Genomic DNA, 25235 nt, shown 5'->3' with positions numbered 1-25235 from the left:
ATCACTCGCCCGGCACCGCCGCCGAACTCGGTGCCGCAGTCGCCGCGCGCCGCATCAGCACCGCTTCGCGATGGGCGATATAGGCATTCGCCGACAGGATGATTGCCGCGCCGGCCCAGGTCCATCCGTCCACGCTCTCTCCAAACCACAACCAGCCAGCCGTGGCCACGAGTGGCAACTGCATGAAGCTGATCGGGGTCAGCGCCGAGACTTCGCCGAGCTTGAGCGCATGGGTCCACAACACCTGGCCACCGGTACCGAAGATGCCAGCGCCGATCACCCACAGCCAGGCGATGCCCTGCGGCCATTCCCACACCCATAGCGCCGGCAGCAGCGACATCGGCACCCAGAACAGATAGGTGTAGAGGACGATGGTGTTGGCCGCGTCCACGCGCGAGAGCTGCTTGATCTGGATCGCGACTACACCGCTGAGCACCGCGGCCAGCAGCGCGATCAGCGTGCCCGTGCTGAAATCCGCCGAGCCCGGTCGCACGATCACCAGCACGCCGATGAAACCGATCGCCACCGCCGCCCAGCGACGGGCGCGTACGTGCTCGCCGAGGAAGATTGCCGCGGCGATCGTCACGAACACCGGCGTGGAGTAGGACAGCGAGATCGCCTGCGCCAGCGGCAAATGCCCGATCGCCCAGAAGCCGGCCAGCATCGAGCCGATGCCGATCGCGCAGCGCACGAAGTAGCGCGGCAGCTGGCGCGTGCGCAGCGATGCGCGGTCGACGCCGGCGATCAGCGGCAGCACCGCCATCAGGCCGAACAGGTTGCGGAAGAACGCGATCTCGAACGTGTGCAGCGTCGCCGATGCCAGGCGGATGGTGATGGCCATCGCGCCGAAGCACAGCGTGCTGGCGAGCATGAAGCCCGCGGCGCGCATCGGAGTTGAAGTTGCCGTTGCGTTCACCAGGTGGCGCCGATGACCCGCGGTTCTGGTTCGATCGCCACCTCGAAGCGCGTGCGCACCGAGTCGGCAATGCGCCGCGCCAGGTCGAGCAGTTGCTGGCCGCTGGCGTGGCCGTGGTTGACCAGCACCAGCGCATGCGTCGCGGCGACGCCGGCATCGCCGTCGCGGTGGCCCTTCCAGCCGCAGGCGTCGATGAACCACGCGGCCGACAGCTTGCGCGTGGCCGCATCGTTGCCACGGAACACCGGCATCGCCGGGTATTGCGCCTGCAGCGCTTCGGCCTGGGCCAGCGCCACGATCGGATTCTTGAAGAAGCTGCCGGCGTTGCCGAGCACGGCGGGGTCGGGCAGTTTGCGGCGGCGGATCGCAATCACCGCATCGGCGACATCGCGCGGCGTCGGCGCGGTGATGCCCATCGCCACGATCTCGTCGCCGATGCCGGCGTAGTCGAGTTTCAGCGACGGCGTGCGCGGCAGCGCGAATTCGACGGCGGTGACGATGTAGCGATCGGGTTCGTGCTTGAACACGCTGTCGCGGTAGGCGAACGCGCAGGCGTCCGCGTCGAGGCGATGGAGCTGGCCTGTGGCCGGCTCGAAGGCCTCGACGGCGTGGATGAAATCACGCACTTCGACGCCATACGCGCCGATGTTCTGGATCGGCGCGGCGCCCACGGTGCCAGGAATCAAGGCGAGGTTCTCGAGCCCCGCCAGGCCCATCTCCAGCGTGCGCATCACGAACCCGTGCCATTGGACGCCTGCATCGGCGCGGACGATGGCGACGGCGTCGTCGTGCAGCACGCGCACGTCCTGGCCGGTCAGCGCCAGCACCGCCGCTTCGGGATCGCCGGCAAACAGCAGGTTGCTGCCGCCGCCGAGCACCAGCGGCGGACGTTCGCGGAATTCCGCGCGGGTGAACAATTCCGGCAGGGCACTCGCATCGCCCAGTTCCGCCAGCCATGGCGCGCGTGCCGCGACGCCGAAGGTGTTGCGATGATCGAGCGGGGCATCGCGCAGGATGCGGACGGCCTCGCTCATACGATCGGGGGCATGTTGCCCCGGCTCGGGGCTTCCTTGCGACGGCGCATGGCTTCGACGCATTCGTGCACCAGGCCCGGGCCACGGTAGACCAGACCGGTGTAGCACTGCACCAGGGTCGCGCCGGCGGCCATCTTGGTGGCGGCGTCGGCACCGGAGAGGATGCCGCCGACACCGATCATCGGGATCGATTCGGGCAGGCGGGTGCGCATCATCCGCAGCACCGCCGTGGCCTGGCCCATCAGCGGACGGCCCGACAGCCCGCCGGTTTCGGACGCGTGCGGCGCGCCTTCGATGCCGATGCGCGAGACGGTGGTGTTGGTGGCGATGACGCCGTCGACATTGAGGTCGCCAAGCACGCGCGCGGCGGCCTGGACATCGTCGTCGCTGAGGTCCGGGGCGATCTTGACCAGCATCGGCACGCGCTTGCCGTGCAAAGCGCCCAGGCGCTCCTGCGCTTCGCGCAGGATCGACACCAGCCGCCGCAACGACTGCTCTTCCTGCAACTCGCGCAGGCCGGCGGTGTTGGGCGAGGAGATGTTGACGGTGACGTAGTCGGCGAGCGGGTAGACGCGCTCGAGGCAGTGCAGGTAGTCGGTTTCCGCCGATTCGTTCGGCGTGTCCTTGTTCTTGCCGATGTTGATGCCGAGCAGGCCGCCGCGACGGCGGGCCTTGCCGACATTGCGCACCAGTTCGTCGACGCCACCGTTGTTGAAGCCCAGGCGATTGATCACCGCCTGCTGTTCCGGCAGGCGGAACATGCGCGGCTTCGGATTGCCTTCCTGCGCACGCGGCGTGACCGTGCCGACTTCGACGAAGCCGAAGCCCAACGCAAGCAGTGCATCGATGTGCGCGCCGTTCTTGTCCAGGCCGGCGGCCAGGCCGACCGGATTTGGGAAGGTCAGGCCGAACGCGCGCGTGGGCAGCGGCGCCGGGCGGCGGCCCAGCAGCGGGCTCAGCCCGCTGCGATACGCCGCTTCCATCGCAGCGAGCGTGGCGCCGTGCGCCGTCTCTGCGTCCAGTCCGAACAGGAAGGGGCGGACGATGGAGTACATGTCAGTGCGCTCTCGGCAGCGTGACTTCGCGCACACCGTCCGAGAAGATCAAGCCGGTCCAGATCAGCAGGAACGTGACGACCGAGACAATCACCAGCAGCGAAGACCACCCCAGCACCAGCCCGATCACGGCCAGTACCTTGCCTTCGCGTTCGGGCGTCCGGCGCAGCTCGGCCTTGGCCAGGTGGCCGGTGACGATCGCCACCATGCTGGCGACGATCGGGAGTGCGGTCCAGCCCAGCACACCGAACACCAGGCTGACGATGGCGAGCGTGCTGTTGTCGCGACGGACGACTGCTTGCATGCGGCGGGGTCCTGGTTCCGGTGGCGGAGCGGTCAGAGGTCGAACTTGATGCCCTGTGCCAGCGGCAGCGCGTCGGAGTAGTTGATGGTATTCGTCTGCCGGCGCATGTAGGCGCGCCATGCATCCGAACCCGACTCGCGACCGCCGCCGGTTTCCTTCTCGCCACCGAACGCACCGCCAATCTCGGCGCCGCTGGTGCCGATGTTGACGTTGGCGATGCCGCAGTCCGAACCCGATGCCGCCAGGAACGCCTCGGCCGCCTTCAGGTTCTGGGTGAAGATCGACGACGACAGGCCCTGCGGCACGTCGTTCTGCAGCTCGATGGCTTCGTCGAGTTGGCCGTACTTCATCACGTACAGGATGGGCGCGAAGGTCTCGGTCTGCACGACTTCGGCGTCGTTGGTCAGGCCGGTGACGATCGTCGGCAGGACGAAGTTGCCCGGGCCGTCGATGGCGGCACCGCCGGTCTCGACCTTGCCGCCGCTGGCCTTGGCCTTCTCGACGGCATCCAGGTAGGCCTGCACCGCGTCACGGCTGTTGAGCGGGCCCATCAGGTTGTTCGGGTCGGTCGGGTCGCCGATCTTCTTCTCGACCTGCTTGTAGGCGGTGATCAGCTTGGCCAGCACGTCATCGTAGATCGACTCCTGCACGAACAGGCGGCGCGTGGTGGTGCAGCGCTGGCCGGCGGTGCCGACGGCGCCGAAGGCAATCGCCGGAATGGCCAGCTTCAGGTCGGCGCTGGGGTCGACGATGATCGCGTTGTTGCCACCCAGTTCCAGCAGCGAACGGCCCATGCGGCGCGCGACGCGCTCGCCGACGATGCGGCCGACCTTGGTCGAACCGGTGAAGCTGATCAGGCCGATGCGCTTGTCGTCGACGAAGCTGGAAGCCAGCTCGGTGCCGGCATCGTTGAACAGGAAGAAGATGTCCGGGAAACCGCCGGCCTTGAGCGCGGCGTTGCAGATCTTCATCGAGGCGACCGCCGACAGCGGCGTCTTCGGCGAGGGCTTCCACAGCGTGATGTTGCCGCAGATGGCAGCGATGAAGCTGTTCCAGGCCCAGACCGCGACCGGGAAGTTGAACGCCGAGATCACGCCGACGATGCCGATCGGGTGCCACTGCTCGTACATGCGGTGGCCGGGGCGCTCGGAATGCATGGTCAGGCCGTAGAGCTGGCGCGACAGACCGACGGCGAAGTCGCCGATGTCGATCATCTCCTGCACTTCGCCGTCGCCTTCGGGCTTGGACTTGCCCATCTCCAGCGCGACCAGCGAGCCCAGCGCGTCCTTGTGCTTGCGCAGCGCATCGGCGCACAGGCGCACGGCTTCGCCGCGGCGCGGGGCCGGAGTGGTGCGCCACACCTTGAAGGCGGCCTGGGCGCGCTCGACGATGGCGTCGTAGTCGGCCTGCGAGGAGGCCTGGACCTTGGCCAGAACCTCGCCGTTGGTCGGGTTGATCGACTCCAGAACGCCGGCGTCACGGGTCGGCGACCATTCGCCGCTGCCGAGGTAGGTGCCGGATTCGGTATCGGTCAGGCCGAGGGCGGTGAGGACGGGGTGGGTCATCGGACGTGCTCCTGGGGGACTTGAGGGCGAGGCGGGATGGCGCTGGAAGCAGGTTCCAGCCGCAACCTCCGGCTCGCCGCAATGGCGGCCCCGACACGATTCGAACGTGCGACCTGTCCCTTAGGAGGGGACCGCTCTATCCAACTGAGCTACGGGGCCAAGCTTCTGGATCAATGGTTTGGGAAACGCAGCGCGGCATTTTCGCATGATTGCGCTGGATTCGGGTTGGTCCGGATTGGCCAGGGGGCCCGCAGGAGCGAGCTTGCTCGCGAACCCACGTCGGACGGCCCGGCTTGCCCGGTCGCGAGCAAGCTCGCTCCTACAAGGGAGACGTTTCGGCCGCGGCCTCGGGCTCGGTCTGGCCCTTGGCCACCACCGCCGTGGCGGTGAGATCGCCGGTCACGTTGCCCAGGGTGGCGAACACGTCCGGGATGGTGTCCAGCGCCAGCAGCAGGCCCAGCGGCTCCACCGGCAGGCCCATCGCCTGGGTCACCGGCATGTTGGTCGCCATGAAGCTGACCTGGCCGGGCAGGCCGACCGAACCCATGCTGATCACCACCGCCAGGGCCGCGCCGGCCGCCATCTGCGTGGCGCTGAGATCGATCCCGTAGGCCCAGGCGACGAAGGACGCCACGCCGATGTACTGCATCGGGCTGGTGATGCGGAACAGCGACACCGCCATCGGCAGCACCAGCGAGGTCACGCTGAGCGGATGGCCCAGGCGAACGCGCGAGCTTTCGATCATCGCCGGCAGCGAGGCCAGCGACGACTGCGTGCTGGCTGCCACGGCCTGCGCAGGCACGATAGCCATGGCGAACCGGCGGACGCGTTCGCCGCCGGCAATCACCGCGATCGGGTACATCAGCGCGGTCGCGCACAGGTACATCGCCGACAGGATCGCGATGTACCAGCCGAACGCGCCGATCATGCCGTGGCCGACCCGCGCGCACACTGCCAGCACCAGCGCGAACACGCCCACCGGCGCCGCCCACAGCACCCAGCGCACGATCACCACCATCACGTCGGCGATCGACTGGACCAGTTCGAGCAGGCGCGCGCGGCGGCCGGTCTCGATGCGTGTCAGGGCGAAGCCGAAGAACAGCGCGAACACCACCAGCGGCATCATCGCGCTCTGCGCGGCTGCTGCTATCGCGTTGCTGGGAATGATGCCGACGAACCAGTCGGCCAGCGAGTTGGGCAGGCTCAGCTGGGCGGTGCCGGCGGTGGCCGCACGCAGGGATTCGGCCAGGCCTTCCTGGCGCGGCACCAGCGAGAACAGCAGCGGCGCCACGATCGCGGCGAACGCGGCGCAGACGCTGAGGATGATCACGAAGGTGATGATCGCCTTGCGCGCGGTGCGCCCGGAGGCGGCGGCGTCGGTGGCGGTGTTGACGCCGATCACCACCAGTGCCGCGACCAGCGGCACCACCGTCATCTGCAGCGCGTTGAGCCAGAGCCGGCCGATCGGCTGGATGAAGTCGGCGACGCGTGTCGCGGCGGACACGTCCCACCAGGCCAGCAGCAGGCCGATGAGGGCGCCAAGAAAGAGTCCGAGCAGTACGCGGGCGGTGGTCGACACGGGAAATCCTGGCAAAAGAAGGGAATGTAGGAGCGACCTTGGTCGCGACCGGCCGCCGGACGCCTGGTCGCGACCAAGGTCGCTCCTACAGTGTGGGCAAATTCCAGGCTTGTTGCAGCCCTGCGTACTCCGCCATCGGCAGCAGCACGAACACCGGCTTGCGCTTCGGGTCCAGCCACGCCAGCAGCTGTTGCATCACCGGCTCGGCCATCGCCGTGCAGCCGGCGGTGGTCTCGCCCGGCGCTTTCCACAGGTGGGCGAAGATGCAGCTGCCGGTGCCGCTGTGGTTGTCGGGGTTGTGCTCGATCACGAAGCCGAGCTTGTAACGCTGGTCGCCGTTGGCATGCAGGTCGCGACGCATCGGTTCAGTCGAGCCGGCGACGGCATCGGCGCCGACCTGGCGCGCGTCGACGATGCGGTTGTACAGCGGCGATGCGTTGACGTCGATGCAGTAGTCCGAGGCCGTCATCGCCTGGTAGGGCCAGGCGCTGGCCGTGCTGTCGGCATAGCCGAACGCGGTGCCGATGCGGAACACGCCCGCCGGCGCACGGCCGTCGCCTTCGACCTTTTGTGGTTCGCTGGACTGGGGCGCGTGCAGGCCGACACCCCAGCCCGAACCGCTGCGACCGACCGTGATCGGCGCCGCGTCTCCGAGCGCACGCCAACCGCTGCCATCGCGCTCGTAGCGCCGCAGCGTGCCGGTGTTGGCGTTCCAGTCCGCGGTCGTCACCACGACCATCTGCCGGGCGTCGTCCCATGCCTGCGAGGGCTGCGTGGGCGGCTTGCCCTTCATGCCTGCGCAGCCGGCAAGCGCCAGGGCGGCGAGGCAGAGCAGGGCACGTGCGGAGTATCGGCGCATCGGATGGGTCATCTCAGCTGTCCAGCAGGTCCTGCATGCGTTCGAAATTGAAATCGAGCTGGCTGCGGCGGTCTTCGCTGCCATCGCACAGCAGGATGAAGATGAGGTCTAGCAGGTGCTGCAGGGCGCACTGGTACAGCAGCGGCTCGATGTGCCGGCGCTCGTCGTGGGCCGATACCAGCAGGGCCGCGTCGGCATGCGCGCGCAGCGGATTGGGCGTGTGCCGGCTGACAGAGATCACCTTGCCGAAACGCTCGCGGAACAGGCGGCTGATCTGGCACAGCGCCGGCTGCCTGCCGTGCTCGGAGAACACCAGCAGCACGTCACCGGGGGTGGCACTCGAGACGCCTGCCTGCATCAGGATCGCATCGACGTAATGGACGGTGAGGATGCCGAGCATCGACAGCCGCGTGGCGAACGCGCGCGCCGGGATGCCGTCCTCGCCCAGGCCGATGATGAATACCTTGCCGGCTTGCTGGATCGCCGCCGCGATGGCGTCGATGCGTTCGGGCGGGTTGATCAGCCGCGTCTCGGCTTCTGCCTGGGCCTTGAGGTGCCACAGGTCTTCGGCCAGCGCGGCGTGCGGGTCGTCCCGACGTACTTCGCTGGCGACGGTTTCGTCGCCGCCGTCGCCACGCGCGACCGCCTGGCCGATCGAGTACTTGAGGTCCGGATAACCCTTGTAGCCCAGCTTCTGGCTGAACTTGACCACGCTCGACTGGCTGATGCCGAGCGCATTGGCCAGCTGCTGCGAGGAGTAGTCGCGCAGCAGGTGGGCGTTGTCGAGCAGGAAATCGGCGATGCGGCGTTCGATGGCGGACATCTGGTCGCGTTCGGAGCGGATCTTCAGCAGGGGCGACATGGCAGGTCCTCGTCAGGCCTCATGATGCCTGTCAGGCCTCGATCGGCACCAGCCCGCGGATCTCGCGGATGCCCAGGCCTGGCGCATCGGTGACCGAGATCTCGGACTCGTTGAAGTTGACGCCGCCGTCGACCGGGTTGAACGCGCACAGCGATGGTCCGTCGAGGTCGACCTTGGTGATCGCGCTCGACTTGGCCACCGCCAGGTGGACCGCGGCGGCGACGCTGATGCTGCTTTCGAGCATGCAGCCGATCATGCATTCCACGCCGTAGAGTTCGGCGATGTCGGCAATGCGGATCGCGTTGGACAAGCCGCCGGTCTTCATCAGCTTGATGTTGATGATGTCGGCCGCACGCATGCGGATCAGGTCGATGACCTCGGTCGGGCCAAACACGCTCTCGTCGGCCATGATCGGCGTGTGGACGCGCTCGGTGACGTACTTCATGCCGTCAAGGTCCTTGGCCTTGACGGGCTGCTCGACCAGCTCCAGCCGCACGCCGGCATCCTCGAGCATGCTGATCGCGTACACCGCCTGCTTGGCGCTCCAGCCCTGGTTGGCGTCCAGGCGCAGCAGGGCGCGGCCCTCGACTGCGGCGTAGATCGCCTTGACCCGTTCGATGTCTACACCTATGTCCTTGCCGACCTTGATCTTCAGTGACTCGAAGCCGCGATCCACCGCGCTGATCGAGTCGGCCACCATCTTGTCGATGTAGTCGACGCTGATGGTGATGTCGGTGGTGATCACCGGGTCGCCGCCGCCGAGCATCTTGTACAGCGGCACGCCATAGAGCTGGCCGAACAGGTCGTAGACCGCGATCTCGACGGCGGCCTTGGCGCTGGTGTTCTTCTCCAGCGCCGACTGGATCAGCGCGGTGATGTGGTTGAGGTTGGCGATTTCCTGGCCGATCACGCGCGGGGCGATGAACTTGCGGATCGCCTCGATGATCGAGCCGTGGGTGTCGCCGGTGATGACCGCGGTCGCCGGTGCCTCGCCGTAGCCGACCTGGCCGGTGTCGGTGTGCACCGAGACGACGATGTCCTCCACCGCCTCGACCGTGCGCAATGCGGTCTTGAAGGGCGTTTTCAACGGGACGCGGAGCATGCCGAAGCGGATGTCGGTGATTTTCATGGGGCTCTTTGTTCGACAGCGGGAATGGGGAATAGGGAAGGGGGAACGACGGGGAGAGGTGGCTGTGGCGATGTCGACTGTGTGATGCGTGTCCGAAGGGTCGCGGAACTCAGGGGCGGGAAACCATCGTTCCCAATTCCCCATTCCCGTTTCTCACTCCCGCCTCATATCAAGGCCTCACCCGCTGCACATTGGTCATGCGGTCGACATAGGTCTGCTTGCCGTTGAACAGCAGCGGCGTCAGCGGCGACACGGTCACGCCGTTGGTCTTGGCGCGGACGGTCTTGCCGTCGGCGCCGGCGAAACTCAGGCCGGTGGTGTCGTGGATCACGTAGGGCTCGCCGTCGAGCTGGCCGATCACCATCATCACGTGGCCGGGGATGTAGACCAGGTCACCAACCTGCAGCTCGTGTGCGATCTGCAACCGGCGCTCACGGCTGTCCTTGTCGCTCAGGGCAATGCGGTTGAGCGCAGGGCTGACCGCCTGGTCGCTGGTGTTGCGCGGCAGCTCCACGCCCATGCTGCGATAGATCTCGGACACGAAGCCGCTGCAGTCGCGGCCGTTGTAGCTGTGGCCCCAGCCGTAGCGTTCACCGAGGAACTTGAATCCCTGTTCGATCAGGTTGCGTCCGCTCAGCGGCAGGTAATGGTCCTGGCTGGGTTCGCGTCGCGGCAGCAGGGCCGGGGCGAAGCGCAGGCTGCCGTCGTCGTTGCGCACCGGCAGTTCGATCACGTACGAGGTGTAGCCATCCTGGCCGTTGACCGGCTTGCCGACCGGCCAGTCCGCCAGCACCGGCACGCGCACGCCCATGTCGAGCTGCAGCTCCGACACGCCCGGCTCTTCCTGGGTGAAGACGGTGGTGGCGCGAGCGCCGGTGACCACGCGATACGGCGACTTGCGACCGTAGCCAAGGACCTGGTCCTGGCTGCCGAGGGCGACGAAGCGCTTCTCGACCCAGGCGGCGTAACGCGGGCTCACCACGAACCACCACTGGCCGTCGCGGCTTTCATTGGCGACCACCACCGGATCGCCCGGAAACAGCGCGCTCTCCTGGAAGCGGTCGATGTCGTGGTCGTCGTCCGACGAGAACACGCGCAGCGAGGTCGGGAAGGTGCGCAGCGCGGCACGATGCACTACCAGGCCATAGCGCGTGTCCTGGCGTTCCGGGACTGCGCCGAGGTTTATCGAGTCGACCACCCCGTCAAGCGTCGCCTTCGCCACCGGCTTGCCGTGTTGTTCGAACAGCGGCTTCGACGGGCGCCGCGACAGCGATTCGATCCAGCCGCTGACCTGCGCGCGATCGAGCGTGCCCTGCAGTGCCGACAGGTCATGGATGCTCTTGTCGAGCTGATGCAGACGCGTGTTCTGCGCGGCGATCGCATTGCTGTCGAGGATGACGCGGTCGGGGTCGGCGAGTTGCCTGACCCAAAAGGCGGGGTCGAGCTGGGCCTCGTCGATGCCGATCACGCCAGTGCTGGCGGGGACGGTCCATGTCCGTTCGCGTGCGGCCAGCGGTTGCAGCGCGGTGCCGGCCAGGCAGAGGGCGAGACTCAGGGCTAGGGCGGGAGTCAGTGTCAGGCGCATCGTTCGGGCTCTTGTGAGTGCCAGCGATCAGCTCGCAATGTTTGCAACGGGGGCGAGGCCGGACAGCAGTCCGGCCATCGCCAATCCAATACCGGTGCCCAGCACCAGGCCGAGCATCGCCAGAAGCACCGCCACCGGCACGAGTGCGCGGGCATAGGTCGCGGCCAATACCGGCGCAGTCGCCATGCCGCCGATCTGGGCGAGCGAGGAAATGCCGCACAGGTGCAGGTCGAAGCGGAACAGCTTTGCGGCCAGCAGCAACAACCCGACATGCAGGATCAGCACCGTGAAGCCGACGACGACGAACAAAGGTGCGGTATCCAGGCCCTGGAAGTTGCTTTGCGATGCCAGTACCGCCACCAGGCAGGCCAGCATGGCACTGGCCAGTGGTGCCGGCACGGGTGAATGGGCGAGGCTGGTGCGCGCCAGCACCAGGCCGATGACGGTGGCGATCAGCACCGTCCACGCGGTGGTGGTCAGGAAGCCGCCGACCGGGAGCAGCGCCGCCACCCAGGACGAGAGGTTGCCAACCAGCAGAGCCAGGCCCAGCCACAGCAGCACACTGCCCGGCCCAGCCTCGCCGGTTGTCCCGGGCTCCAGCTGTGGCAGCGGCGCGCGAGCATCGGCACCGGTCCAATGGTTGAAGGCCGGGGCGAAGCGGTTGATCGAGAACAACACGATCACCCACACCGAGTAGCAGACCGCATCGGCCAGCAGCACCGACGGCAACAGGTTGTCGGGAAGCCCGATCGACTGCTTCACCGCGACCAGGTTGGCCGAGCCGCCGGTCCAGGTCGCGCTCAGCGCCGCCAGCATCTTCCAGCCGTCGGCGGGCAGGGCATTACGGAAGATCAGGTAGGCAATGACTATCGCCGCCAGGATGCTGAGCATCGCGCAGGCGAACACCGCCAGCATGCGCGGCCCCAGTTTGACGATCGCGCGCAGGTCGCAGCCGACCATCAGCAGGAACAGCAGGGCCGGCAGCAACTGGGCGGTGAGCGAGCGTTGCGCCGCGGCGATCTCTGGCGTGGCCCGCCACAGACCGGCCACCGCCAGGGCGGTGACGAACAGATAGGTAAGGACGATCGGCGGCAGCACCGAGAACAGGCGCCAGCCGTACCGCTTCTCGAGGGACGGAAACAGCCCCGCCGAAACCAGCAAAACCGCGGCGTAAGGCCAGACCGTTTCGATCATCTTGATTTGTCCCCTCTGGACCACCGACGGAAGGCGGTGGCCGACTGGGTCAGAATAGATACTTCATTTCTTGTTTTAGTCAAGAATAAATTATTGACCGGGTACTCCACTCATGTTACACAGTCGTGAAACGCCACCCCGGGTCGACTGCACGTGGACAGTCTTTCGCCTTCTTTCGAACTGAAGACCCCTCGGAAGCGCAAGCTGCGCGCGCTGGCTGTCTCCGTCCTGTGGCTTTCGCTGATGGCTACCGCGGCCTTGGCAAGCCGAGCCGGCGACACCGTCGATGAAGTCACCGCGAGCATCGATGCCGGCGATTTCAAGCAGGCCAACGCCTCGATAGACAGCGCGCTGGCGCAACCGGGATTGAGTGCCGACGCCCGCCAGGCCCTGCAATTCCAGCGCGAACGCATGCGCCGCATCCGCCTGGACTTCCCGATCACCGAGCCGGAAGCGAAAGCGAAGCTGCGCGAGCTGATCCCGGACATGACCGACGCCGAGTTCGCAGGCTGGAAGGCCTCGAACCAGCTCGAGCACATGGTGATCGACGGGGTTCCTTATTACTTCAGCCGCTCGGTCTCCAACCTGTTCCGCGTAAGCCCGGAGGCGACGGCCCGGCGGGCAACGCCGGCGACGCGCAACGACGGGCCGATGGAATCGGCCAACGCCTACCACGAGGAAGCCCTGGCGCAGGCCCGGGCGACGGGCAAGAGCAGCGTCGCGCCTCGCCGCGTCCGCGTCACCCAGTCGATCATCGTCAATGCCGATGCGGTTCCGGCCGGGGAAGTCGTGCGCGCCTGGATTCCGTTCCCGCGCGCGATCGCCGGCCAGCAGGAAAACATCAAGCTGATCTCCAGTGCGCCGGCAAAGCACGCCACGGCGCCGGAATCGACGATGCAGCGCACCGTCTACATGGAACAGCCGGCGGTCAAGGCGACGCCGACGAAGTTCTCGGTCACTTATGAGCTGACCATCTTCGGCCAGGTCCACCAGATCGATCCGGCCAAGGTCGTCACTGCAGGCAAGAGCGCGGAACTGGCGCCGTACCTGGAAGAGCGTCCGCCGCACATCGTCTTCAGCGACGACATCCGTGCGTTCTCGAAGAAGGTCGTCGGCGACGAAAAGAACCCGTACCGCATCGCGCAGAAGCTCTTTTCGGCGGTCGACAGCATTCCGTGGGGCGGCGCGCGCGAGTACTCGACGATCACCAACATAAGCCACTACGCCCTGCATTCCGACCACGCCGACTGCGGCCAGCAGACGCTGCTGCTGATGACGCTGCTGCGCCTCAACGGCATCCCGGCGCGCTGGCAGTCGGGCATGGTCTATTCCGACGGCAAGTACGACAACCTGCACGACTGGGGGTTCATGTACCTGGCGCCGTACGGCTGGGTGCCGATGGACGTCACCACCGGCCAGTTCAAGGGCGCCAGCGATCCGGGCGTCGAGTGGTACTACCTCGGCGGGCTGGATGCCTACCGCATCGCATTCAACGACGACTACGGCACCGACCTGGTGCCGCGCAAGCAGCATTTCCGATCGGAAACGGTGGACTCACAACGCGGCGAAGTGGAGTGGAAAGGGGGAAACCTCTACTTCGACCAGTGGGACTACCAGTTCGAGGCGAAGGTTCTGCCACTGGAAACGGCTGCCAGTTAGGTCCAGCAATTCCGAGGCTTCAATTCCAGCTTCAAAACAAGACAAATCCAGTAAGGGGAGAGTGGGATGAACGGCAAGGCACTTCGCAGGGCAACGCTGAGCATGGCGTTGGGAGCATGCATTGCAACGATGGTTCCGATGCTGGCGTCGGCGCAGACGGTCAGCGGCGCGGTGGCGGGCAACGCCACGCAGGGCGACCAGATCACGGTGACCAACACCGAGACCGGCCTTTCGCGCACGACCACGGCCGATGCGAAGGGCAACTACCGTATCGCCCAGCTGCCGGTCGGCAACTACTCGCTGCAGGTGAAGCGCGATGGCCAAGCCGTCGGGCAGGCCGTTGAGGTCACGGTCTCGATGGGCAGTTCCACCAACATCAACCTCGGCGGCGACGGCGCAGTCAACCTGGCCTCGGTGCAGGTCGTCGGCTCGCGCGTCGTGCCGCTGGTCGATGTGACTTCGACAGAATCGGCAATGACGCTGACGGCCGCCGACGTCGACCGCCTGCCGGTCGACCGCGACCTGGCTTCGGTGGCACTGCTGGCCCCGGGCGTGACCAAGGGCGAATCGTCGTTCGGCGGCATCTCCTTCGGCGGTTCCTCGGTTGCAGAGAACTCGTTCTACATCAACGGCCTCAACGTCACCGACTTCTACAACCGCAATGGTTTCTCCGAGGCGCCGTTCGCGTTCTACAAGGAGTTCCAGGTCAAGACCGGCGGCTACTCGGTGGAGTTCGGCCGTACCACCGGTGGCGTCATCAACACCGTCGCCAAGTCCGGTACCAACGAGTTCGAGTCGGGCGCCGAGCTGGTGTTCGAGCCGCGTGCATGGCAGTCGAAGGCCAACGATCGCTACTTCAACGGCGAGCGCTACCTGACGTTCAGCCAGGACGACTATTCCGACACCACGCTCGACCTGTGGGCGTCGGGTCCGCTGATCAAGGATCGGCTGTTCTTCTTCGCGTTGTACGAGCTGCGTGACTACGAGCCGACCAACACCAACGACGAAGGCACCAACCTCACCAAGAACAACTCCAGCAACGGCTTCTGGGGCGGCACGCTCGACTGGTACGTCACCGACAACAACATCCTGAGCCTGATGGCGTTCTCCAACAAGAACGAGAACACCGGCGACGTCTACACCTACGATTACGACAACAACGAGATCGGCAACAAGACGAACGAGATCTACAACGATACCGGTGGCGACAACTGGGCGCTGTCGTGGTCGTCGTACTTCACCTCCAATTTCTCGATGAAACTGATGTACGGCGAGAACCATCGCCAGTCGTTCAATCGCTCGTTGCTGGACCTGGAGTGCAACCGCGTGCAGACGGTCAGCTCGCGGCCGGCACCTCCGGGCGTGCAGCTGGGCTGCAGCACCAACTCGACGGTGTTCAACCGTGACGACGTGCGCGAGCAGACCCGCGCCGATTTCGAGTGGTCACTCGGCGACCACTTGCTGCGCTTCGGCGTCGACCACGAAGTCAACACGTCCGACCACAAGCAGTACTACGCCGGTCCCGGTGCGCTCTTCTACAACGTCAATGCCGGCAGCCCGGGCAGCTCGATCCCGAACCCGCCCGGTGGCGTGATTCCGCCGGGCTACACCGGCTATGTCCGCGCCCGCCGTAACGAGATCGCCGGCAACTTCGAGAGCACCAACACCGCGTTCTACCTCGAGGACAACTGGTCGATCACCGACAACTTCCTGCTGAACCTGGGCATTCGCAACGAGTCCTTCGACAACAAGGACGGCGACGGCAAGTCCTACATCGAGATGGACGAGATGTGGGCGCCGCGCGTGGGCTTCGCCTGGGACATCAACGGCGACTCGACGATGAAGCTGTTCGGCAACGTCGGCCGCTACTTCCTGCCGGTGGCCAACGTCATCAACATCAAGCAGGCCGGCGGCCTGCTCGACCAGCGCACCTATTACGCATTTGACGGCTGGGACGTGCGCAGCCTCAACGGCGTGCAGTACGCCGTGCCGCGCCTCGGGCCGCAGATCGGCACTGTCGATGTCTCGCAGGGTGATGGCACCGTCGGCGACCTGCGTTCGGAGGTCGATCGCGACCTCGACTCGGTCTACCAGGACGAGGCGATCCTTGGCTTCCAGCAGATGCTGGACGAGAAGTGGTCGTGGGGCGTGCGCGGCATCTACCGCAAGCTCACCAACGCGATCGACGACATGGAGATCAGCGCCACCGGCCAGTGCGGCGAAGATGGCTACATCGGTTGGGTGATGGCCAACCCGGGTGAGAAGGTCACCGTCTGGGGCGACACCGATTGCAACGGCAACATGGGCTGGGTCACCGTCGATACCGCGAAGGAAGGCTGGGCGCTTTACGACGAGGACGGCAACTACCAGGGCCAGCGCGGCTGGGTGAAGCCCAAGCGCACCTACAAGGCGTTGGAGTTCCAGCTCGATCGCGCCTGGGACGACAAGTGGGCGTTGAACATGTCCTACACCTGGTCCAAGAGCGAGGGCAACGCCGAAGGTCCGGTCAACTCCGACACGAACTTCTCCGACACCGGCCGTACCGAGAACTTCGATGATCCGTGGGTCAACTACGGCGGCTACGGTCCGCTTGCGAACGACCGTCGCCACCAGCTGAAGGCACGCGGCACCTATGCCTTCAACGACAACTGGCAGGTCGGCGGTACGCTCGATGCCAGCTCCGGCGGCCCGATCACCGGCTTCGGTACCGGCAACCCGTTCGATGCCGCCAAGTACCACAGCTACTACATCTGCGTGGCCCAGTGCGACAGCGCCACGCCGGTGTACGAGCACTCCGCCCGCGGTGCCTACGGCGAGATGCCGTGGACCTGGGAGGTGGGCGCGAGCGTGACCTATCTGCAGTCCTTCGGCGACTCCCGCCTGCGCGTCAAGTTCGCAGTCTTCAACCTGTTCAACCAGCAGAAGACCGTGCGCGTGGACCAGGAACTGCAGCCCAGCGTCGGCATGGCCACGCCGACCGAGCCGGAACTCAACGAGTTCTTCGGCGTCGGCTACGGCTTCCAGGCACCGCGCTACGCCCAGCTGTCGGTCACCGTCGACTTCTGATGGCCCTCAAGGGCGGCCCGCTGCCAGCGGGCCGCCCTTCTTTTTTTTTCAGGAAGCAGCATGCAGGTCATTGCGAAGGCGAAGCGGGTGGAGGGTGTCGTGGGGCAGTCGGGTGCATCGATGGGTATTGGACGTGAGGGTCCCTCGCTGTTCGATGGCGTGGACCTGCATGCCCTTGCCGCGCAGGTATCGACTCCGTGCCACGCCTATTCGGCCAATGCGATCCGCCAGCGCATCGCCGGGCTGCAGTCGGCTTTCCAAGGCCTGGACCACCGCATCTGCTACGCGGTCAAGGCCAATTCCAACGTTGCCATCCTGCAATTGATGGCACACCACGGTGTCGGTGCCGACATCGTTTCGCTGGGCGAGCTCAATCGCGCCCTGCTCGCAGGCATCCCGGCCGAGCACATCGTCTTCTCCGGAGTCGGCAAGACCACCGAGGAGATCGCCTCGGCCTTGGCGGTCGGCGTGTGGCGGTTCAATGTCGAGTCGCTGGACGAACTGCAGCTCCTGCAGGAAGTGGCGCAGCGGCACGGCGTATGTGCGCGCGCTGCCGCCCGCATCAATCCCGACGTCGACGCGCGAACGCACGAGAAGATCTCCACCGGCAAGTCCGAGAACAAGTTCGGCGTCTCCATCGACGAAGCCCGCCGCTGGTTCGCCAACGCCGGCTCGATGAGCAACGTCCTGCTCGACGGCCTGCATGCCCACATCGGTTCGCAGATCCTGAGCCTGGAGCCGTTCCGCGAGGCGCTGACCCGGGTGGAAGCGTTCCGCCGCGAGCTGGTCGACGCGGGCCATCCGATCGCCAGCGTCGACATCGGCGGCGGGCTGGGCGTGTGTTACCGCAAGGGCGTCGACCATCCGATCGCGGCTGCGGAATACGCGGCGCTTGTTCGCGCGGTGTTCGCCGAGTTCCAGGGCACGCTGGTGCTGGAGCCAGGCCGCTATCTGGTCGCCGAGGCGGGTGTGCTGCTGACGCGCGTGATCCGTGTCAAGCCGGGCGTGGACCGCAGCTTCGTGGTGGTAGATGCGGCGATGAACGACCTGCTGCGCCCATCGCTGTACGAGGCCTGGCACGAGATCGTGCCGCTGGTCGGTAGCGACCGCGAGGCGACGCGCTACGACGTGGTCGGGCCGGTCTGCGAGACCGGTGACACCTTCGCCCGCGGCCGCGCCATGGCGCGCTGCGAGGCCGGTGACCTGTTGTCGATAGGCAGCACCGGCGCGTACGGTGCGTCGATGGCCTCTACCTACAACTCGCGTCCGCTAGCGGCCGAAGTCCTGCTCGATGACGGTCGCTATGCGGTGATCCGGCGCCGGCAGACAATGGCGGAAATGATCGCCGGGGAACAATTGCCACAGGTGTGGAATGAGACTTGAGATGATCGTCTTGCGCTGCGGGGTGATGGCACTGCTTCTGGCTGCGACGGCAGGCGCGCAGGCGGAACAGGGTCGCGACGCCAAGGCTGAAGTCGACGCGGTGTTCGACCAGGTGGTCGCCCGCTACCGGCTGCCCGGCCTCGCGCTGGGCATCGTCGAAGATGGCAAGGTCGTTTACTCGCGCACGACAGGCGAGCTGGTCGAAGGCGAAGGCCGGAAGATCGACTCGGCAACCCTGTTCAAGGTCGCCTCCAACACCAAGTCGATGACCACGGCCACGCTGGCGCGGCTGGTCGACGCCGGCAATCTGCGCTGGGACGATCCGGTGACGCGATGGTTGCCGGATTTCCGCATGCACGACCCCTGGGTCGGTCAGCAGATGCAGGTGCGCGACCTGCTGATCCACAACAGCGGCCTGCGCGCCGGTGCCGGCGACCTGATGCTGTGGCCGGAGCCGAACACCTTCACCCGTGCCGACATCATCCACGGCCTGGCTTACCTGAAACCGCAGCGCAGCTTCCGCGCCGGTTACGACTACGACAACCTTCTCTATATCGTCGCCGGCGAAGTCGCTGCCGCGGCGGGCGGCGCACCGTACGAGCAACTGGTGCGGCGCGAAGTGTTCGAACCGCTGGGCATGAAGCGCTGCCAGGTGGGTCAGTGGCGCCGCGACATCGTCGGCAACGTCGCCCAGCCGCACATGCGCCAGGGCGAGCGCAACATTCCGGTGCGCAGCGACGGCGACGTGATAGCCGCCACCACCATGGACCCTGCCGGCGGCGTGCGTTGCAGCCTCGACGACATGCTGGGCTGGATCGGCGCGTGGCTGAAGCCGACCGGCACGACCGCGAACTGGCTCTCGCGCGAGCAGCGCGAAGCGCTGTGGGCGCCGCAGATGCCGATGCCGCTGTCGCGGCGCATGCGCGAGTGGGACAACAGCCATTTCTCCGCGTACGGCTACGGCTGGCGCCTGGCCGATGTCGATGGCACGTTCAAGGTTTCCCACACCGGCACGCTGATGGGGATGTACTCGATGGTGACGCTGCTGCCCGACAAGGGCGTCGGCTTCGTCATCCTGATCAACGGTGAGGGTGAACAGGCCCGCACGGTGCTGGGGCAGGTGCTGGTCAAGCGCTACACGCGCCCCGACCCCAGCCTGACGGTTGCCCATTACGCCGGCCTGCTCGAGCAGGAGGATGCCAAGCGTCCGGCGACAGAAAAGGCACCGGACACGTCGAAGCGGCACAAGGTCACGGCAAAGGAACTGGCATCGCACCTGGGCGTCTATCGCGATCCGTGGTTCGGCGAAGTCTCGCTGTGCCGCGATGGCGACTCGGTGCGCCTGCACGCGAGCAAGTCACCGATGCTGACCGGCGTCGTGCAGCGCACCGGCAAGCGCTGGCTGGTCAACTGGGACGACGACAGCGTCGATGCCGAAGCCTGGCTGGACTTTCCGCAGGCCAGGCAGATGCGGATGGCCAAGGTCGATCCGCAGGCGGACTTCAGCTACGACTATGAAGACCTGGCATTCGCGTGGGAGCGTGGCTGCGAATGAATGCATGTGGGAGCGAGCTTGCTCGCGATCGGGCGTCCACGGGTCGGACGCGTTCGTTCGCGAGCAAGCTCGCTCCTACCATCATGGTGCTGGTGATCGCGCTGGTCGTTGCTGCATGCGCCTCGACGCGACCGATGACGGTCTCAGACGCCACAACGCCCGAGGCCGCCGGCCTGGTCGACATCCGCACGCTGGTCCCGGACATCGACCTGGACATCCGCTACGCCGGCACCGACAACTTCGTCGGAACCCGGATCGATGGCTACGGCGCGGCCCGGTGCTATCTGCTGGCCGATGCAGCCAAGGCGCTGCAGCAGGCCGAGCTTGACCTGCGTCGCGACGGCATGCGTTTTCGCCTTTACGACTGCTATCGTCCGGCGCGCGCGGTGCGGCACTTCGTTGCCTGGGCCGGTGACCTGGATGACCAGCGCACCAGGCCGGAGTACTACCCGCGCCTGGACAAGCGCCAGTTGCTCGGCGACTACATCTCGCCGACCTCCGGTCACAGTCGCGGTGCGACCATGGACCTGACGCTCATGCAGTGCCAGGCAGACGGCACGCGGTGCGAACCGCTGGACATGGGCACGCCGTTCGACTTCTTCGATACGCGCGCCAACACCGATTCAACGCAGGTCGATGCGCGCCAGCGCGAGAACCGCCAGCGCCTGCTGTCGGCGATGGAGCGTGCCGGCTTCCGCAACTACCCGATGGAGTGGTGGCACTTCACCCTCGATCCCGAGCCGGCGCCGAAGGTCTTCTACGACGTCCCCATCGAGTGAGGGTGTCTCAGGGAGCCATCGCCAACCCGGCGATCCGCTTGGCCAGGCCATAAGGTTCCGGATCGTCGCGATTGGTCAGCACGACGACGGTCAGGTGACGCTGCGGGTAGCGCACGATCACGTTGCGAAAACCGATCGTCTCGCCCGAATGCCATAGCGTCTCGCCGGTGATGCGCCAGCCATAGCCATAACGCACGTCGGGATCGTCGGTCGCCGTGGCAGGAGTGAAGGCCTCGGCCAGCAACCTGCCTGGCAGCAGGCGCTGGTCATACAACGCGGCGTCCCACCTGGCCAGGTCGACGATCGAGGAATAGATGCCACCGTCGCCGAGTACCGCGCTGGTGCTGCTCTGGTCGGTCCGCTGCCAGCGTCCCTGCTCGAAACTGTAGCCGTAGGCGCGCCGGGCGACTTCGGAAATGCCGGCCTCGAACGCGACGGTGCCCGTCATCCCGAGCGGCTGGAATATGCGGTCGTGCAGGAAGGTCGCGTAGCGCTTACCCGACGCACGCTCGACGATCAGCGCCAGCAGCGCATAGCCGCTGTTGCTATAGCGATAGTCGCTGCCCGGTGCGAAATAAGTCCGATCCTGTGACGCCAGCAGGCGCAGGACATCGGCATCGTGCACCTGCACCTCGCTGGCCGGGTCCATCACGTCCTCGTAATCGATCATCCCGGAGGTGTGGGTGAGCAGATGGCGGATCGTCACCGCATCGGCGGCAGCCGGCAGGTCCGGCAGCCAGCGCCGTGCGCAATCGTCCAGGCTCAGGCGACCGTCCTGCGCGAGCAACAGGATCGCAGCCGCGGTGAACTGCTTGCTCACCGATGCCAGGCGGTAGTTGCTGTCCGGGCTGGCGGAGATGTTCGATTCGAGGTCGGCCAGCCCGTAACTGCGCTGCACCAGGGCCTGGCCATCGCGCAGCACCAGCACGGACGCTCCGGGCACCTGCCCGTCGTAGTCGCGCATCAATGCGTCGATCCCTTCCTGGAGTGTCGGGTGCTGCGTCATGGTGTGATCCCCGGTCGCGCAGCCCGCGAGAAGGAGGACGGATCCGAGTAGCCAGGCGGGGATGCGCATCGGCAGATGGTAGCGGTACTACGATGCGAATGGATGTTCCTGCGTGCCGTCCATGGCAACGCCGGCCTGCTTGCAGCGCCGATGCCCCGCGACCACAATCGTCTGGTCTTGTCGGGTCTGGATTCGAGGCAATGCTCATGGATGAGCGCAAGGATGGGGCCGCCGTGGGCGGCGAGAACACGTCGTCGTGTCCGTTGCCGGAACAGACACTCGAAAACTTGTTGCGGACCGCCCGCAACGGCGACACGGTCGCCCTGGATCGCGTCTACGCCGCGATCTACGAAGAATTGCGACGACACGCCCGCCGCCAGCTTGCCAGTCGCAACACGACGCTGACACCGACGGCCCTGGTCAACGAGGTCTACCTCAAGCTCAGCAGCGCCAGCATCGACCCGCGCGACCGCAACCACCTGTTCGCGCTCTCGGCCAGGGCGATGCGCCACATCGTCATCGACCACGCCCGTCGTGCCGCCACCGGCAAGCGCGGTGCCCAGTTGATCCAGGTCACGTTGACCGGAGACCTTCCCGACGCCAGGCAGGACGCAGCCAGCGTGCTTGCGCTGGACGACGCGTTGCGCCTGCTCGCCGACGTCGATTCGCGCCTGGCGCAGGTGGTGGAGTTGCGCTACTTCGGCGGCTACAGCGAGGCGCAGATCGCCGGCAACCTCGGCGTCACGGTCCGCACGGTGCAGCGCGACTGGAGGAAGGCGCGTGCCTTCCTGCGGGCGGCGCTCGCCGCCGGCGATGGCGGGAGCCCGTAGCGTGACAACGCCGTCATGAAACTGCAGGTGGAACTTCAGCGACGCGCGCTCGACCTCCTCGACGCGGCGATGGATCTCCCGCCGCCTGCGCGGGCCGCCTACCTCAATCAAGCGTGTGCCGGCGATGACCAGCTGCGCGCCCTGGTCGACCGGCTGCTCGACGGCGACCATGCTTCTGGCGTAACGATCCTCGATCGCCATCCCGAGTCGCTGCTGGCAGGGCTGGGGCCGGCTGACGCGCAGGACGATCGCAGTGCCGATCCCGTCGGCAACCGCATCGGTGCCTGGCTGGTTCGCTCGGTCATTGGGCGCGGTGGCATGGGCGTGGTCTACCACGCTACCCGCGCCGACGGCGCATTCGAACAGGATGCCGCGCTGAAGCTGATCCGCTTCGGCCTGGACACGCCCGCCACGCGCGAGCGCTTCCGTCGCGAGCGGCAGATCCTGGCGCAATTGCGCCATTCCGGAATCGCGGTGGTTCTCGATGGCGGAATGAGCGAGTGCGGCGCGCCGTACTACGTGATGGAGCTGGTCAACGGGCAGCCGATGAGCGCGTGGTGCGATGCGCGCAGGTTGGGACTGCGTCGGCGCGTGGAACTGTTCTGCCAGGCCGTCGATGCGGTCAGTCATGCCCACGGACAACGCGTCGTGCACCGCGACCTCAAGCCGTCGAACCTGATGGTGACCGAGGAAGGCCGGGTCAAGCTGCTTGACTTCGGCATCGCCGAGTTGGTGGTCGATGGCAACACGGGCGAGCAGCCACCGGAATCGCGGGTGATGACGCCGCAGTTCGCCGCGCCGGAACAGCTCGACGGCCATGCCGCCACCGCCGCGACCGACATCTACCAGCTGGGCCTGCTGCTGTACCAGTTGCTGTCGGGCGCGCTGCCGTACCGGCTGTCGGCCGCGGATGCCTGCGCCGCGACGATTCGACAGCATCTCGCTGGGATGCCGACCCTCGCGCAAGCGGGGGCGGCTGCATCGGAGGAAATCGCGGCGCGCCGCGATCACGATCCGCGCTCGCTGGCACAGGCGCTGTCTGGCGACCTCGGCGCGATAGTCGCTGCCTGCCTGCGCTACGAACCCGAAGGCCGCTATGGCTCGGCAGCGGCACTCGCCGAGGACCTTCGCAACTGGCTGGCCGGCCGCCCCGTGAGCGTCCAGCCGTCGACGTCGTGTTACCGCCTCGGCAAGTTCGTGTCGCGCCATTGCTTTGGTACGTTCGCGCTGTCTGCGCTTGTGGTGGTGATGCTGGCCGGCGCCGGTTCGACGCTATGGCATGCCCGGCAGGCTGCCATCGAAGCTGAGCGCGCACGCCGCGAGGCGGTAACGGCCGAGGCCGCGACGCGCTTCCTGGAACGCCTGTTCTCCTCGGCGTTGCCGCTGGACGGCGGCGACGCTGGCATGACCGCGCGGGAGCTGCTGAAACGTGGCGCGCAACGCGCCCGCATCGAGTTCGAAAACGATCCGGAGCTGCGCTTCCGCCTGCTGACGACCATCGGTCAGAACTACGCGACGATGGGCGAGGACAGCACCGCGGTCGAACTGTTCCGCGAGGCGCTGTCGATAGAATCAGCCGAGATCGGCCCGGTGACGCGCGCGACGACCGCTTACCAGCTGGCGACATCATCCTTCCTGCTGGGCAGGATGGACGAGCCGCTGGTCGCGCAAGCGTTGACCGGGGTCGGCGATGATGGCCATCCGCGCGCCCTCGCGCTGCGTTCAAGTCTGCTGCGCTTGCGCGGTGACATCGAGATCATCACCGGTCGCTACTCGCAGGGTTTCCAGGATCACGAGGCGGCCAGATCCCTGGCCGAGCGCATCGCCACCGGAAACGCGCTGCCATTGCTCGACGTCCTGGTCCGCCAGGCCTACGTGCAATGGAAGATCCTGGGCAGGCCGGAGCGTGCGACTGCGACATTCCGTCGCAGCGAAACGGTGGCCATGCGCGTCGATCCGCGTGAGGCCGACCTGCGCCGCCGGTTCCGGATCGAGTTCCTCATCGAGACCGGCGATCTGGCACTGGCGGCCCATCTCATCGAGGGCGCGCTGGCGTTCCGCATGGGTGTCTATGGCGAGCGCAGCATGGGCATGGCGCAGCCACTGATCCATCGCGGGTTGTTGAAGCTGGAGCTTGGCGAGCACGCCAGTGCCGAGCGCGACTTCCTGGAAGTGATCCGGATAGTGGAAGTGTTCGGCCAGTCCGGCAGCAACCTGGCGGTGACCGCACTCGTCGGCCTGAGTCGTGCACGGTGCGCCGACGGGCGCTACCAGCAGTGTCTGGACGGCGCGGTGCGGGCCCGTCTGGCGGTGGTGGCGATCATGGGCGAACGCGGCTTCACGGTGCCGGCGATGGACGCGTTGATCGCGGAGGCGGAAGAGGGCCTGGGACGGCATTTCGAGGCGGCCGAGTTCGCGCGCAAGGCCATCATGGCGCTGGACACGGACCATCGCCCGGCCGGCCATCCGCGCCAGATCCTCGGCATCGCGCTGTACCGGTCCGGGCGCCTGGGCGAAGGCATTGCGACGCTGCGCACCGCTCGCGACGAGCTGATGCGCGAACACGGCCAGTTCCACCCACGGACTGTGGCCGCCACCGTGCACCTGGGGCGCGCCTTGCTCGCGCGCGGCGACGTCGGTGCGGCGCGCACAACCCTGCTGGCCCTCGTCGCGCAGCTGCATGGGCAGGCGCATGCCGCCCGCATGCACGGAATATCGGATGCCTACCTCGCACTGGCGGACGTCGAACGCCGGGCCGGTAACTTCCGCTTGGCCCATGTGTACGCGCGACGTGCCATCAGGCACACGGAGCGTTGAGGCTGCTGTCAATGTCGTGTTTGTCACGCGATTAGCGATTCATCGATGGGGTGCCATT

19 protein-coding genes and 1 tRNA gene are annotated in these 25235 nt (G+C 66.6%); 7 read left to right on the top strand and 13 right to left on the bottom strand.

Going from position 1 to position 25235, the window contains the following annotated elements; genetic code table 11:
- Position 1: 1 nt before the first annotated feature.
- The 12 genes from AC3A3Q_RS02540 to AC3A3Q_RS02485 all read right to left on the bottom strand — a co-directional run bounded on the left by AC3A3Q_RS02540 (position 2) and on the right by AC3A3Q_RS02485 (position 12082).
- Positions 2-889, bottom strand: a complete 888-nt coding sequence (locus AC3A3Q_RS02540; RefSeq protein WP_487584914.1) for a DMT family transporter — start codon at positions 887-889, stop codon at positions 2-4.
- A 23-nt stretch (positions 890-912) separates the two neighbouring features.
- Positions 913-1950, bottom strand: a complete 1038-nt coding sequence (gene murB / locus AC3A3Q_RS02535; protein ID WP_487584743.1) for a UDP-N-acetylmuramate dehydrogenase — start codon at positions 1948-1950, stop codon at positions 913-915.
- Positions 1947-3005: a quinone-dependent dihydroorotate dehydrogenase gene (locus tag AC3A3Q_RS02530; protein WP_487584742.1), complete on the bottom strand. Its 1059-nt coding sequence runs from the start codon at positions 3003-3005 to the stop codon at positions 1947-1949. Before AC3A3Q_RS02530 ends, murB begins: the two co-directional genes overlap by 4 nt.
- 1 nt (position 3006) lies before the next feature.
- Positions 3007-3309: a DUF4190 domain-containing protein gene (locus tag AC3A3Q_RS02525; protein WP_487584741.1), complete on the bottom strand. Its 303-nt coding sequence runs from the start codon at positions 3307-3309 to the stop codon at positions 3007-3009.
- A 32-nt stretch (positions 3310-3341) separates the two neighbouring features.
- Complete coding sequence (gene amaB, locus AC3A3Q_RS02520) at positions 3342-4874, bottom strand: L-piperidine-6-carboxylate dehydrogenase (protein WP_200604633.1); 1533 nt, start codon at positions 4872-4874, stop codon at positions 3342-3344.
- 82 nt (positions 4875-4956) lie between these two features.
- A tRNA-Arg gene (locus AC3A3Q_RS02515) sits at positions 4957-5033 on the bottom strand.
- A 160-nt stretch (positions 5034-5193) separates the two neighbouring features.
- Positions 5194-6453, bottom strand: a complete 1260-nt coding sequence (locus tag AC3A3Q_RS02510; protein WP_487584740.1) for a dicarboxylate/amino acid:cation symporter — start codon at positions 6451-6453, stop codon at positions 5194-5196.
- A gap of 85 nt (positions 6454-6538) precedes the next feature.
- Positions 6539-7324, bottom strand: coding sequence for a L,D-transpeptidase family protein (locus AC3A3Q_RS02505; protein ID WP_487584739.1), 786 nt, complete (start codon positions 7322-7324; stop codon positions 6539-6541).
- A gap of 1 nt (position 7325) precedes the next feature.
- Positions 7326-8174 (bottom strand): MurR/RpiR family transcriptional regulator, encoded by an 849-nt coding sequence (locus tag AC3A3Q_RS02500; RefSeq protein WP_487584738.1) that lies wholly within the window; start codon positions 8172-8174, stop codon positions 7326-7328.
- Positions 8175-8205: 31 nt separating this feature from the next.
- On the bottom strand, positions 8206-9303 hold the full coding sequence (locus AC3A3Q_RS02495; protein WP_200604636.1) for a dipeptide epimerase: 1098 nt from the start codon (positions 9301-9303) through the stop codon (positions 8206-8208).
- Between the two features lie 169 nt (positions 9304-9472).
- Positions 9473-10888 carry a C40 family peptidase gene (locus AC3A3Q_RS02490; protein WP_487584737.1) on the bottom strand — a complete coding sequence of 472 codons (1416 nt, stop codon included), beginning with the start codon at positions 10886-10888 and terminating at the stop codon, positions 9473-9475.
- Between the two features lie 27 nt (positions 10889-10915).
- Positions 10916-12082 (bottom strand): DUF819 family protein, encoded by a 1167-nt coding sequence (locus tag AC3A3Q_RS02485; RefSeq protein ID WP_487584736.1) that lies wholly within the window; start codon positions 12080-12082, stop codon positions 10916-10918.
- Between the two features lie 243 nt (positions 12083-12325).
- Here AC3A3Q_RS02485 and AC3A3Q_RS02480 point away from each other — a divergent pair, with 243 nt between their 5' ends.
- From AC3A3Q_RS02480 to AC3A3Q_RS02460, 5 genes are all read left to right on the top strand, one after another.
- Positions 12326-13741, top strand: coding sequence for a transglutaminase-like domain-containing protein (locus tag AC3A3Q_RS02480; RefSeq protein WP_487584735.1), 1416 nt, complete (start codon positions 12326-12328; stop codon positions 13739-13741).
- Positions 13742-13807: 66 nt separating this feature from the next.
- Positions 13808-16807 (top strand): TonB-dependent receptor, encoded by a 3000-nt coding sequence (locus AC3A3Q_RS02475; RefSeq protein ID WP_487584734.1) that lies wholly within the window; start codon positions 13808-13810, stop codon positions 16805-16807.
- A gap of 120 nt (positions 16808-16927) precedes the next feature.
- Complete coding sequence (gene lysA, locus AC3A3Q_RS02470; RefSeq protein WP_487584913.1) at positions 16928-18190, top strand: diaminopimelate decarboxylase; 1263 nt, start codon at positions 16928-16930, stop codon at positions 18188-18190.
- A 1-nt stretch (position 18191) separates the two neighbouring features.
- Positions 18192-19745, top strand: a complete 1554-nt coding sequence (locus AC3A3Q_RS02465) for a serine hydrolase (RefSeq protein ID WP_487584733.1) — start codon at positions 18192-18194, stop codon at positions 19743-19745.
- Positions 19746-19879: 134 nt separating this feature from the next.
- A complete protein-coding gene (locus tag AC3A3Q_RS02460) occupies positions 19880-20524 on the top strand; it encodes a M15 family metallopeptidase (protein WP_487584732.1) in 645 nt (214 codons plus the stop codon).
- Between the two features lie 7 nt (positions 20525-20531).
- Here AC3A3Q_RS02460 and AC3A3Q_RS02455 read toward each other — a convergent pair whose 3' ends face one another.
- Positions 20532-21530 carry a serine hydrolase domain-containing protein gene (locus tag AC3A3Q_RS02455; protein WP_487584731.1) on the bottom strand — a complete coding sequence of 333 codons (999 nt, stop codon included), beginning with the start codon at positions 21528-21530 and terminating at the stop codon, positions 20532-20534.
- A 206-nt stretch (positions 21531-21736) separates the two neighbouring features.
- On the opposite strand from AC3A3Q_RS02455, the gene AC3A3Q_RS02450 reads away from it, so the two are divergent.
- Both AC3A3Q_RS02450 and AC3A3Q_RS02445 read left to right on the top strand, forming a co-directional pair.
- Positions 21737-22360, top strand: a complete 624-nt coding sequence (locus tag AC3A3Q_RS02450) for an ECF-type sigma factor (protein ID WP_487584730.1) — start codon at positions 21737-21739, stop codon at positions 22358-22360.
- Between the two features lie 15 nt (positions 22361-22375).
- The gene (locus AC3A3Q_RS02445; RefSeq protein WP_487584729.1) at positions 22376-25177 is read left to right on the top strand and encodes a serine/threonine-protein kinase; all 2802 of its coding nucleotides are present in this window, start codon (positions 22376-22378) and stop codon (positions 25175-25177) included.
- Positions 25178-25235 lie beyond the last annotated feature (58 nt).

The organism is Lysobacter sp. Soil_C_59 (assembly GCF_057656415.1).
This window is presented reverse-complemented; position numbering and strand designations above follow the sequence as displayed.

Excerpts from the sequence above, each read along its gene's own strand:
- AC3A3Q_RS02540 (WP_487584914.1), bottom strand. The coding sequence starts at position 889 with ATGCGCGCCGCGGGCTTCATGCTCGCCAGCACGCTGTGCTTCGGCGCG.
- murB (WP_487584743.1), bottom strand. The coding sequence starts at position 1,950 with ATGAGCGAGGCCGTCCGCATCCTGCGCGATGCCCCGCTCGATCATCGC.
- AC3A3Q_RS02530 (WP_487584742.1), bottom strand. The coding sequence starts at position 3,005 with ATGTACTCCATCGTCCGCCCCTTCCTGTTCGGACTGGACGCAGAGACG.
- AC3A3Q_RS02525 (WP_487584741.1), bottom strand. The coding sequence starts at position 3,309 with ATGCAAGCAGTCGTCCGTCGCGACAACAGCACGCTCGCCATCGTCAGC.
- amaB (WP_200604633.1), bottom strand. The coding sequence starts at position 4,874 with ATGACCCACCCCGTCCTCACCGCCCTCGGCCTGACCGATACCGAATCC.
- AC3A3Q_RS02505 (WP_487584739.1), bottom strand. The coding sequence starts at position 7,324 with ATGACCCATCCGATGCGCCGATACTCCGCACGTGCCCTGCTCTGCCTC.
- AC3A3Q_RS02500 (WP_487584738.1), bottom strand. The coding sequence starts at position 8,174 with ATGTCGCCCCTGCTGAAGATCCGCTCCGAACGCGACCAGATGTCCGCC.
- AC3A3Q_RS02495 (WP_200604636.1), bottom strand. The coding sequence starts at position 9,303 with ATGAAAATCACCGACATCCGCTTCGGCATGCTCCGCGTCCCGTTGAAA.
- AC3A3Q_RS02490 (WP_487584737.1), bottom strand. The coding sequence starts at position 10,888 with ATGCGCCTGACACTGACTCCCGCCCTAGCCCTGAGTCTCGCCCTCTGC.
- AC3A3Q_RS02485 (WP_487584736.1), bottom strand. The coding sequence starts at position 12,082 with ATGATCGAAACGGTCTGGCCTTACGCCGCGGTTTTGCTGGTTTCGGCG.
- AC3A3Q_RS02480 (WP_487584735.1), top strand. The coding sequence starts at position 12,326 with ATGGCTACCGCGGCCTTGGCAAGCCGAGCCGGCGACACCGTCGATGAA.
- AC3A3Q_RS02475 (WP_487584734.1), top strand. The coding sequence starts at position 13,808 with ATGAACGGCAAGGCACTTCGCAGGGCAACGCTGAGCATGGCGTTGGGA.
- lysA (WP_487584913.1), top strand. The coding sequence starts at position 16,928 with ATGGGTATTGGACGTGAGGGTCCCTCGCTGTTCGATGGCGTGGACCTG.
- AC3A3Q_RS02465 (WP_487584733.1), top strand. The coding sequence starts at position 18,192 with ATGATCGTCTTGCGCTGCGGGGTGATGGCACTGCTTCTGGCTGCGACG.
- AC3A3Q_RS02460 (WP_487584732.1), top strand. The coding sequence starts at position 19,880 with ATGACGGTCTCAGACGCCACAACGCCCGAGGCCGCCGGCCTGGTCGAC.
- AC3A3Q_RS02455 (WP_487584731.1), bottom strand. The coding sequence starts at position 21,530 with ATGACGCAGCACCCGACACTCCAGGAAGGGATCGACGCATTGATGCGC.
- AC3A3Q_RS02450 (WP_487584730.1), top strand. The coding sequence starts at position 21,737 with ATGGATGAGCGCAAGGATGGGGCCGCCGTGGGCGGCGAGAACACGTCG.
- AC3A3Q_RS02445 (WP_487584729.1), top strand. The coding sequence starts at position 22,376 with ATGAAACTGCAGGTGGAACTTCAGCGACGCGCGCTCGACCTCCTCGAC.